General features: G+C 62.8%; 12 protein-coding genes. 10 read left to right on the forward strand and 2 right to left on the reverse strand.

The window, feature by feature from the left end:
* From ACIOUG_RS25855 to ACIOUG_RS25885, 7 genes are all read left to right on the forward strand, one after another.
* On the forward strand, positions 1–1,017 hold a 1,017-nt coding region (locus ACIOUG_RS25855; RefSeq protein ID WP_401069848.1), incomplete at its 5' end, for a chemotaxis response regulator protein-glutamate methylesterase.
* The gene (locus tag ACIOUG_RS25860; RefSeq protein ID WP_003222929.1) at positions 1,017–1,757 is read left to right on the forward strand and encodes a flagellar motor protein; all 741 of its coding nucleotides are present in this window, start codon (positions 1,017–1,019) and stop codon (positions 1,755–1,757) included. The genes ACIOUG_RS25855 and ACIOUG_RS25860, both read left to right, overlap by 1 nt.
* Positions 1,758–1,769: 12 nt before the next feature.
* Entirely contained in the window at positions 1,770–2,660 is an 891-nt protein-coding gene (gene motD, locus ACIOUG_RS25865; protein WP_027613922.1) for a flagellar motor protein MotD, read from the forward strand.
* A gap of 43 nt (positions 2,661–2,703) precedes the next feature.
* The gene (locus ACIOUG_RS25870; protein ID WP_007967833.1) at positions 2,704–3,492 is read left to right on the forward strand and encodes a ParA family protein; all 789 of its coding nucleotides are present in this window, start codon (positions 2,704–2,706) and stop codon (positions 3,490–3,492) included.
* Positions 3,493–3,597: 105 nt separating this feature from the next.
* On the forward strand, positions 3,598–4,545 hold the full coding sequence (locus tag ACIOUG_RS25875) for a CheW domain-containing protein (RefSeq protein WP_401069853.1): 948 nt from the start codon (positions 3,598–3,600) through the stop codon (positions 4,543–4,545).
* Between the two features lie 90 nt (positions 4,546–4,635).
* Positions 4,636–5,121 (forward strand): chemotaxis protein CheW, encoded by a 486-nt coding sequence (locus ACIOUG_RS25880; RefSeq protein WP_003222936.1) that lies wholly within the window; start codon positions 4,636–4,638, stop codon positions 5,119–5,121.
* Positions 5,122–5,514 (forward strand): DUF2802 domain-containing protein, encoded by a 393-nt coding sequence (locus ACIOUG_RS25885; RefSeq protein WP_007961680.1) that lies wholly within the window; start codon positions 5,122–5,124, stop codon positions 5,512–5,514.
* A 124-nt stretch (positions 5,515–5,638) separates the two neighbouring features.
* Here the strand turns inward: ACIOUG_RS25885 and ACIOUG_RS25890 are convergent, their stop codons facing one another.
* Together ACIOUG_RS25890 and ACIOUG_RS25895 are read right to left on the reverse strand one after the other, a co-directional pair.
* Positions 5,639–5,968: an EscU/YscU/HrcU family type III secretion system export apparatus switch protein gene (locus ACIOUG_RS25890; protein ID WP_401069856.1), complete on the reverse strand. Its 330-nt coding sequence runs from the start codon at positions 5,966–5,968 to the stop codon at positions 5,639–5,641.
* Positions 5,965–7,545, reverse strand: a complete 1,581-nt coding sequence (locus ACIOUG_RS25895) for a flagellar hook-length control protein FliK (RefSeq protein WP_401069858.1) — start codon at positions 7,543–7,545, stop codon at positions 5,965–5,967. The genes ACIOUG_RS25890 and ACIOUG_RS25895 overlap by 4 nt, the downstream gene beginning before the upstream one ends.
* 197 nt (positions 7,546–7,742) lie before the next feature.
* Here ACIOUG_RS25895 and ccmA point away from each other — a divergent pair, with 197 nt between their 5' ends.
* From ccmA to ACIOUG_RS25910, 3 genes are all read left to right on the forward strand, one after another.
* Positions 7,743–8,378: a cytochrome c biogenesis heme-transporting ATPase CcmA gene (ccmA, locus tag ACIOUG_RS25900; RefSeq protein WP_401069861.1), complete on the forward strand. Its 636-nt coding sequence runs from the start codon at positions 7,743–7,745 to the stop codon at positions 8,376–8,378.
* On the forward strand, positions 8,375–9,043 hold the full coding sequence (gene ccmB / locus ACIOUG_RS25905; protein WP_401069864.1) for a heme exporter protein CcmB: 669 nt from the start codon (positions 8,375–8,377) through the stop codon (positions 9,041–9,043). The genes ccmA and ccmB overlap by 4 nt, the downstream gene beginning before the upstream one ends.
* A gap of 78 nt (positions 9,044–9,121) precedes the next feature.
* Positions 9,122–9,898, forward strand: a 777-nt coding sequence (locus ACIOUG_RS25910; RefSeq protein WP_401069866.1) for a heme ABC transporter permease, incomplete at its 3' end; no start/stop codon positions are given.

Raw genomic sequence — 9,898 nt, forward strand, 5'->3', positions numbered from 1 at the left:
ATCGCTCAGGCCCCGCCCCTCCAGCCGGACGTGATCACCATGGACTACGAGATGCCGATGATGGCTGGCATCACGGCGGTGCGGCACAGCATGCAGCGCTGCCCGACTCCGGTGTTGATGTTCTCCTCGCTGACGCACGAAGGCGCCCGGGTCACCCTGGATGCGCTGGACGCCGGCGCGGTGGATTTCCTGCCGAAGAATTTCGAAGACATCTCGCGCAATCCCGAGAAGGTCAAGCAACTGCTGTGCGAGAAGGTCCACAGCATCTCGCGCAGTAATCGTCGTTTCAGTGCCTACAGTGCGCCGGCGCCGGCCGCTGCACCGACGCCTGCGCCAGCCCCGGCGGCTTCGAGTTTCAGCAGCCACAGCGCTGCTGCTCCGACGCGTCCGGCGCCCGCTCCGGCACCGACTCGTGCTCCGGCCGCCAGCGCTTCGTCGCCGGCACCGAAACGCAAAGCCTACAAACTGGTGGCCATCGGTACTTCGACCGGCGGCCCGGTTGCCCTGCAACGGGTGCTGACCCAGTTGCCGGCGAACTTCCCGGCGCCGATCGTGCTGATCCAGCACATGCCGGCGGCGTTCACCAAGGCTTTCGCCGAGCGCCTGGACAAGCTGTGCCGCATCAGCGTCAAGGAAGCCGAGGATGGCGACATCCTGCGTCCGGGCCTGGCGCTGCTGGCCCCGGGTGGCAAGCAGATGATGATCGACGGCCGTGGCGCGGTGAAGATCCTGCCGGGCGACGAGCGTCTGAACTACAAGCCGTGCGTGGACATCACCTTCGGCTCCGCGGCCAAGTCCTACGGTGACAAAGTTCTGGCGGTGGTCCTCACCGGCATGGGCGCCGACGGTCGCGAAGGCGCGCGTCTGCTCAAGCAGGGCGGCAGCTCGGTGTGGGCACAAGACGAAGCCAGTTGCGTGATCTACGGCATGCCGATGGCCATCGTCAAAGCCGATCTGGCTGACGCGGTCTATGGCCTGGACGACATCGGCAAGCACATCGTCGAGGCGTGTATCTGATGGATGTTTTAAGCCTTATCGGGATCATCATGGCGTTCGTCGCCATCATCGGCGGCAACTACCTTGAAGGCGGTCACCTCGGCGCGCTGGCCAACGGCCCGGCCGCGCTGATCGTCCTCGGTGGCACCATCGGTGCCGCGCTGCTGCAATCGCCGATGAGCGCCTTCAAGCGCGCCATGCAGATCCTCGCCTGGATCCTGTTCCCGCCACGGGTGGACCTGGCCGGCGGCATCGACCGCGTGGTCAACTGGAGCCTCACTGCGCGCAAGGAAGGCCTGCTCGGCCTGGAAGGCGTCGCCGATGCCGAACCGGATAACTACTCGCGCAAGGGCCTGCAACTGCTGGTCGACGGCGCCGAGCCGGAAGCGATCCGCAGCATCCTCGAAGTGGATTTCTACACCCAGGAAGCGCGCGACATCGAGGCTGCCAAAGTTTTCGAAAGCATGGGCGGCTATGCGCCGACCATCGGCATCATCGGTGCGGTGATGGGCCTGATTCATGTGATGGGCAACCTCGCCGATCCAACGCAATTGGGCAGCGGTATTGCCGTGGCATTCGTCGCGACCATCTACGGCGTGGCCAGTGCCAACCTGGTGTTGTTGCCGGTGGCGGCCAAGCTCAAGTCAATCGCGTTGCGGCAGTCGCGTTATCGCGAAATGTTGCTGGAAGGTATTTTGTCGATCGCCGAAGGTGAAAACCCACGCTCCATCGAGTTGAAGCTGCAAGGCTTCATGGATTAAGGGAATAACCTCATGGCTCGTCGCAGACATCAGGAAGAACACGTCAATCACGAGCGCTGGCTTGTGTCGTACGCTGACTTCATCACGTTGTTGTTCGCTTTCTTCGTGGTGATGTATTCCATCTCGTCGATCAACGAAGGCAAATACAAGGTCATTTCCGAAGCGCTGATCGGGGTTTTCACCGACTCCGATCGCTCGCTCAAGCCGATCCCGATCGGTGAGGAACGCCCGAAAACCGTGACCCCGGCCAAGCCGCTGGTCAAAGACAGTGAGCAGGTTGACGCCGGTATCGCCGGGGCCAGCGATCCGCTGAAAAGCATTGCCGATGACATCAGTGCCGCGTTCGGCGACCTGATCGCCTCCAACCAGATGACCGTGCGCGGCAACGAGTTGTGGGTCGAGATCGAACTCAACTCCAGCCTGTTGTTCGGCAGTGGCGACGCGATGCCGAGCGACATCGCCTTCAACATCATCGACAAGGTTGCGGCGATCCTTAAACCGTTCGACAACCCGATCCACGTCGAAGGCTTCACCGACGATCAGCCGATCCGCACCGCGCAATACCCGACCAACTGGGAGTTGTCCTCGGCGCGCTCGGCGAGCATCGTCCGGATGCTGGCGATGCAGGGCGTCAACCCCGGGCGTCTGGCCTCGGTGGGTTACGGTGAGTTTCAACCGGTAGCCAATAACGCCACCGCCGAAGGCCGGGCGAAGAACCGTCGCGTGGTGCTGGTGGTGTCGCGCAACCTCGATGTGCGCCGCAGTCTGACCGGTACCGGGACCGCCAATGCGCAACCGGACGCGGCATTGAAGCGCGCTGGCACACAAACTGCACCGTCCCCGGTCAAGACGCCGGGACGCGAGAGTGCCGTCAATTCTCCGTCGCCCGCATTAATACGCTGAGCTATGTCTCGGTCGAGCATATCGACCGGGAGGAACGAACCGAATGAGAGTCTGGGCAGTCGCCAATCAAAAGGGTGGTGTCGGTAAAACCACATCTTCCATCGCTTTAGCCGGATTGCTGGCGGAGGCGGGCAAGCGCGTGGTTGTGGTCGATCTCGACCCGCACGGCTCGATGACCAGCTATTTCGGCTACGACCCCGACAGCCTGGAACACAGCAATTACGACCTGTTTCTGCACAAGGGCACGGTGCCGCAAGGTTTGCCCGGGCAGTTGCTGCTGTCGACCAGCGACGAACGCATTTCCCTGTTGCCGTCGAGTACCGCACTCGCCACCCTTGAGCGCCAGTCGCCGGGGCAGAGTGGTCTGGGCCTGGTCATCGCCAAGAGTCTGGCGCAGCTGTGGCAGGATTTCGATTACGCGATCATCGACAGCCCGCCGTTGCTCGGTGTGTTGATGGTCAACGCCCTGGCCGCGAGCCAGCAACTGGTGATCCCGGTGCAGACCGAGCACCTGGCCGTCAAAGGCCTGGAGCGCATGGTCAACACCCTGGCGATGATCAACCGTTCGCGCAAACAGGCGCTGCCGTTCAGCATCGTGCCGACCCTGTTCGACCGCCGCACTCAGGCGTCGCTGGGCACCTTGCGCGTGCTGCGTGACAAATTCCCCGAAGAGATCTGGCAGGGTTACATCCCGGTCGATACGCGTCTGCGTGACGCCAGTCGGGCCGGGGTCACGCCTTCGCAGTTCGACGGCAAGAGTCGTGGCGTGCTGGCTTACCGCGCGCTGCTCAAGCATCTGCTGGCGCAACAACTTGTTCCGCAGGTGGCCTGAGATGACCGTGTTCCGATCACGCATGCCTGAATTGCACAAATCCTGTGGGAGCGAGCCTGCTCGCGAAGCAGGCGACGCGGTTTCCCTGTCTGGCGCTGTTGACCGATGAACCGCCCAATCAAGCTGACATCGCGTCCGCAACTGGCGTTGCAGTCCTATCTGGACAGCTTGCTGCAGGAAATCCCTGACGAGTTGCCGGTCGAGGCGCCGGTTGAGGTCGTCGAAAGTACCGAAGCGCTGGATGAATTCCAGGCTGCCGTGCTTGAAGAGCAGGCGCGTGATGCGCAGAAAGCCGCCAAGTCTGCCGCCCCGGTTGCCGCGCCTGCCGTGGCGCCCGCTACCAAAGCACCGGTGGCACTGATCGAAGAACCTGAGCCACCGCGCGCGCCGGTGTCGACACTCGCACCGCTGTTGCAAACCCAATTGCTGAAAACCGCGCCGGAGCCGGTCGTGGCCGAACCGGCGCCGGTGGCACCGGCACCCGTCGAGCAGACGCGGGTACCGCCGGTGGTGGAAGTGCACCTGCCGCCGAGCAACACGCCGCCTCCGGTGGAAACCGATGGCCGTCCGGCCTGGGCTGCCGAAGCCTTCGAGTGCCTGTTGTTCGATGTTGCCGGGCTGACGCTGGCGGTGCCGCTGGTGTGCCTCGGTTCGATCTATTCGCTGGCCGGCCACGAGTTGACGCCACTGTTCGGTCAGCCGGAATGGTTCCTCGGGATTCTGCCGAGCCAGGCCGGCAACCTGAAAGTGTTGGACACCGCGCGTTGGGTCATGCCGGATCGCTATCGCGATGACTTCCGTCAGGGCCTGCAGTACGTGATTTCGGTACAAGGTTACGAGTGGGGCCTGGCGGTGCATCAGGTCAGCCGCTCGTTACGACTGGACCCGAATGAAATCAAATGGAGAAGTCACCGGGGTCAGCGGCCATGGCTTGCGGGCACGGTGATCGAGCACATGTGTGCATTACTTGATGTAGCCGCGCTGGCCGAGTTGATCGCCAGCGGCGGGGCAAAGCACTTGGGCGGCCACAAGCCGCTACATAAATCGACATAGCAGCCGACATAACAGTCAGGCGACGGCATTGTTCAATGCCTCCACACAGAACACACACCGCTCAGTGCGGTTTTTTCGAGGGGTCAGGGTATGAGTAGTCAGGCGACGAATGCAAAAGGTTCTGAAGATCCGATCCTGCAATGGGTGACCTTCAAGCTGGACAACGAAACCTACGGCATCAACGTGATGCGCGTTCAGGAAGTCCTGCGTTACACCGAGATCGCGCCGGTACCGGGTGCGCCAAGCTACGTGCTGGGCATCATCAACCTGCGCGGTAACGTGGTCACCGTGATCGACACCCGTCAGCGCTTCGGCCTGAACAGCGGCGAGATCAGTGACAACACCCGTATCGTCATCATCGAAGCCGACAAGCAAGTGGTCGGGATCATGGTCGACAGCGTGGCCGAAGTGGTTTACCTGCGTCAGTCGGAAATCGAGACCGCGCCAAACGTCGGCAACGAAGAGTCGGCCAAGTTCATCCAGGGCGTGTGCAACAAGAACAACGAGTTGCTGATCCTGGTCGAGCTGGACAAGATGATGAGCGAAGAAGAATGGTCGGAACTGGAGAGCATCTGATTGATTCTCGAGGTTGCGGTCATTGTCCTGTTCCTCTTCTGGGCAGGCACGCTGGCAATGTTTCTGGCGTACATCAAGGCGCAGCGGGTGATCGCTGCGCAACAGGCTCAGGGCGATGCGCTGCGTGATCAGCGCATCAAGGACCTGGCCAAGCGCGTCGACGACTATCAGAACGGCAACGTGCGCATGGGTGAAGCCCTGCATGAGCTGCGCTCGGTGGTCGGCCCTCTGCCGGACAAGATTGTCGCGCTGGAACAGCGCGACCCGTCGAGCCTGTCGTTCGCCCAGGCGGCGAAACTGGTGGGGATGGGCGCGAGCGTCGATGAGCTGACCCAGTCCTGTGGCTTGACCCAGGCTGAGGCGGAATTGATGCGCAAATTGCACAGAAGCTGATTTTTGCTCTAAAGCGGAAATCGCCATTCGCGAGCAAGCCCGCTCCCACATTCGACCGCGATTCTATTGAAGGAATGCGATCAAATGTGGGAGCGGGCTTGCTCGCGAAGGGGCCTTCGAAACCTCAGTAATCATCCCCGCGTGCGGTGATGTCCTTCTCGACCATCGGCGCATTCGGGTCGTGTCCCTCGGGGAATTTTCCCTTCAGATTCCACGCAAACGCGATGATCTCGGCAATCGTCCGATACAGCTCCTCGGGGATGCTGTCGCCCAGTTCCATTCGCGCCAGCAGCCGCACCAGCTCGGCGTTCTCATAGATCGGCACTTCACAGTCACGGGCGATGCGCAGGATTTCTTCGGCCAGTTCCTCGTCACCCTTGGCGGTAAGGGTCGGGGCGTGGTTGCCGTCGTATTTGAGGGCGATGGCCTGGCGTGGAGCAGTGGAATCGTTCATGCGGTTTCGTCGACCCAGCGGTGTTCGAGGCGGGTTTGATTGCCTTGCGGCGGGGTGCCGAGGTGGCAGTCGAGATCGCCGACATTCAGGCCGCGATCGAGCAGGCGCTGACGCAGCGCGAACAGATTGGTTTCGATCAGGTCAGCGGTGTACGGGCGCTCGGCCCAGAGCTGGCTGGACAGGCTGCCGGCAATCAACTGCGCCTGAATCTGCATCGGCCCCAGCGGTTCCATGTCGAAGGCCAGATCGACGCGCCACAGCTGTTGCCTGGGTTCGCGCTCGTCACGGCGTTCGTTGGGTTGCGGTTCTCTTTCCTTCGCTTCTTCGCGCTGAAACTTGACCTGCAACGGCACGATGTCCTGCAGGTTGCGCATGGGGATTTCCAACTGCCAGGTGCTGAGCAGACGGCCGTCATCGGTGACCCCGGTCTGTTCCAGGCTCGACAGCTGATGGCTTTGCAGGCGCGACACGGCTGCTGCAGCGAGGCGTAGCAGATGTTCCAGATCGCCTTCGCCTTCGAGGCTTTGCAGCAAACGGTCAGGCAGCGGGAAACTGCTCGGCAGCGGTTTGGCGCTGACCTGGCCGAGGGTGCCGAGGGCGTTGCGCACGAAACTGGGCAGCGCTTGCGCCAGAGTGTTGGCGGCAATGATCGCGTTGAAACTGGCATTGCCCGGCGCACCCGGCGACAGCTGCGCGATCAGCTTGAGCAGATCGGCTTTCAGGTCCGGCGCCAGCGCCGGATTCTGTCCGGTCAGCAATTTGGCTTCGAGGAAGGCGCCGCTGTTGGCCAAGGCCAGGGCCACGCCTTTGGCACTGCTCATCTGCTGCACATCGGGCAAGTTGGCCAGCAGGCGCACGACAGCGGCGCGCAGGTCCTGCGAGGTCTGATCGTCGTCGGTGGGCAGGTTCTGCAGGGCGTTGAGCAAACCGTCCAGCGAACCCTGGCGACTCTGCTGGCCGAGCAGTTGCTGGCTCACCGCCAATTGCTCCTGGCGGCTGCTCAGTGGCACGAACTTGAGGGTTTGCGAGTCTTCGACCAGTGCCGAGAGCAGGGTGCCGATGCGTAGTGGCGTCGGGCTGTCGATATCCAGCGTGGCACCGCTCTGCGCGGTGTTCAGCAGACTGACCAGCGAACGGTACACCGTCGGCTGTCCGGACACTTGCGGCAGTGTCTGTGAGGTCAGCACCTTGCCTTGCAGCAGCGTGCCGACCGGCAACTGCGCCGTATCAATGCGGGTGAGGGCGGCGACGCTGCTGGCAATCGCTTGCTGCACGGTGATCGCCAGATTGCCCGCCGACGGCTGGGTGACGGCCAGGTTGGTGCCGGTCGGCAGCGGCAGGGTGCTGGTGGCCTGCACGGTGGTCTGCCGGCCGCCGTCGACGGTCACCTTCAGCAGCAGTTGAAAGGTCTGATCCGCCTGCTTGAGTGACAACACCTCGGCCTGGGCGCTTTGCCCGGCGCCGATCAAGCCTTCGACCGGGGTCAGCAGCTTAAGCAACTCACCGCTCATCACCAGCGGACGCGCGTTCGCCGGGGTGGTGGGCGGGAGCGGGAGGATGTTCATTTCACCTGTCATACGCGGACACAACCTGAGGAAATTGCGCTCTTGGGAGTAAGGCACGCCATGTATAATGCCGCGCGTCTTGCGCTTCGTTCAGAAAACATAGCAATTGTTTGATCCAGCTCTCTGGTTCGCACCGTCATTGCATTTATCCTGCATCTCTTTAACGGCCGCGCCAGAGCCGACTTGAACCGTATAAGGCCCGTGATCCCTTGACCAGCCCTGTCCTGCAAACCGTTGCCCTTGCCTGCGAGCGAGACCTGCGGCTGCTCTTCGAAAATCTCGAATTGCGCCTGGCCAGTGGCAATATGGTGCAGATCAGCGGCCCCAACGGCAGTGGCAAGACCAGTCTGTTGCGCCTGTTGTCCGGGTTGATGCAGCCGACCAGCGGTCAGGTGTTGCTCAACGGCCAGCCCTTGACCGCCCAGCCGAGCGAACTGGCGCGCAACCTGTTGTGGATCGGCTACGCCGCCGGGATCAAGGACCTGCTGACCCCGGAAGAGAATCTGTCCTGGCTCTGCGCCCTGCATCGGCCGGCCAAACGCGAGGCGATCTGGCAGGCATTGGCTGCCGTAGGATTGCGCGGTTTCGAAGATGTTCCCTGCCACACCCTGTCCGCCGGTCAGCAACGCCGCGTGGCGCTGGCGCGGCTGTATCTGGACAGCCCGCCGCTGTGGATTCTCGACGAGCCGTTCACCGCGCTCGACAAACAGGGCGTGGCGCAACTTGAAGAACACCTGGCCGGGCACTGCGAACGCGGCGGTCTGGTGGTTCTGACCACGCACCACACGCTGAGCCGGATGCCGGCCGGTTATCGCGATATCAATCTGGGGAACTGGGCAGTATGAGTGTGTTCGGCTTGCTGCTTGCCCGTGAGTCCCGCCTGCTGTTTCGTCGTCCGGCGGAACTGGCCAATCCGCTGATTTTCTTCGCCATCGTCATCGCGTTGTTCCCGCTGGCCGTCGGCCCGGAAACTCAAGTCTTGCAAAACCTGTCCCCGGGGTTAGTCTGGGTGGCCGCATTGTTGTCGGTCCTGCTTTCGCTGGACGGATTGTTTCGCAGCGATTTCGAAGATGGCTCGCTGGAACAGTGGGTCCTGTCGCCGCAGCCGCTGCCACTGCTGGTTCTGGCCAAGGTGCTGGCACACTGGTTGTTCTCGGGACTGGCACTGGTTCTGCTCTCGCCGTTGCTGGCGTTGATGCTCGGGTTGCCGGTCGCCTGCCTGCCGGTGTTGCTGTTGTCGTTGCTGCTGGGCACACCGGTGCTGAGCTTGCTCGGCGCGGTGGGCGCGGCGTTGACGGTCGGTTTGAAACGCGGCGGCCTGTTGCTGGCGTTGCTGATTCTGCCGTTGTACATCCCGGTGTTGATCCTTGGCAGTGGCGCCTTGCAGGCCGCCTTGCAAGGCATGCCGGCGACCGGGTATCTGCTGTGGCTGGGTAGCCTGACCGCCCTGGCGATCACCCTGACACCTTTTGCAATAGCTGCTGGCCTGAAGATCAGCGTCGGCGAATAATGAGGTCTGGTTAAAATTTAACCAGCAAAGACCCTGAGACTGCTCACACCGATGAGCGGCACCCGTGATGGAAACAGTATGAACTGGACCTGGTTTCACAAGCTCGGCTCGCCCAAGTGGTTCTACGGCATCAGCAGCAGGTTTCTGCCGTGGCTGAGCGTTGCCGCGTTGTTGCTGATCAGCATTGGCGTTGTCTGGGGCCTGGCCTTCGCGCCACCGGATTATCAGCAGGGCAACAGCTTCCGCATCATCTACATCCACGTGCCGGCGGCGATGCTCGCGCAGTCGATCTACGTGATGCTGGCGGTGTGCGGCGTGGTCGGGCTGGTGTGGAAAATGAAACTGGCCGACGTCGCCCTGCAATGCGCGGCACCGATCGGTGCATGGATGACTGCGGTGGCGCTGGTCACCGGGGCGATCTGGGGCAAGCCGACCTGGGGCTCGTGGTGGGTCTGGGATGCGCGGCTGACGTCGATGCTGATTCTGCTGTTCCTGTATTTCGGGGTGATCGCGCTGGGCAATGCCATCAGCAACCGCGACAGCGCGGCCAAGGCCTGCGCGGTGCTGGCGATCGTCGGGGTGATCAACATCCCGATCATCAAATACTCGGTGGAGTGGTGGAATACCCTGCACCAGGGCGCGACTTTCACCCTCACGGAAAAACCGGCGATGCCCGCGGAAATGTGGCTGCCGCTGCTGCTGACGGTGCTGGGTTTCTACTGTTTCTTCGGCGCCGTGGGGGTGGTGGGGGGGGGCCGGGGGGGGGGGGGGGCGGGGGGGGGCGGGGGGGGGGCGGGGGGGGGGGGGGGGGGGGGGGGGGGCGCCGCCCCCCCCCCCCCCCCCCCACGGCTCCGT

Source organism: Pseudomonas sp. NPDC087803 (genome assembly GCF_044742995.1).
GTDB lineage: Bacteria > Pseudomonadota > Gammaproteobacteria > Pseudomonadales > Pseudomonadaceae > Aquipseudomonas.

Coding starts and splice junctions, on each gene's coding strand:
- ACIOUG_RS25880 (WP_003222936.1), top strand. CDS start 4,636: ATGAGTAGTCAGGCGACGAATGCAAAAGGTTCTGAAGATCCGATCCTG.
- motD (WP_027613922.1), top strand. CDS start 1,770: ATGGCTCGTCGCAGACATCAGGAAGAACACGTCAATCACGAGCGCTGG.
- ACIOUG_RS25860 (WP_003222929.1), top strand. CDS start 1,017: ATGGATGTTTTAAGCCTTATCGGGATCATCATGGCGTTCGTCGCCATC.
- ACIOUG_RS25870 (WP_007967833.1), top strand. CDS start 2,704: ATGAGAGTCTGGGCAGTCGCCAATCAAAAGGGTGGTGTCGGTAAAACC.
- ACIOUG_RS25890 (WP_401069856.1), bottom strand. CDS start 5,968: ATGAACGATTCCACTGCTCCACGCCAGGCCATCGCCCTCAAATACGAC.
- ACIOUG_RS25895 (WP_401069858.1), bottom strand. CDS start 7,545: ATGACAGGTGAAATGAACATCCTCCCGCTCCCGCCCACCACCCCGGCG.
- ACIOUG_RS25875 (WP_401069853.1), top strand. CDS start 3,598: ATGAACCGCCCAATCAAGCTGACATCGCGTCCGCAACTGGCGTTGCAG.
- ccmB (WP_401069864.1), top strand. CDS start 8,375: ATGAGTGTGTTCGGCTTGCTGCTTGCCCGTGAGTCCCGCCTGCTGTTT.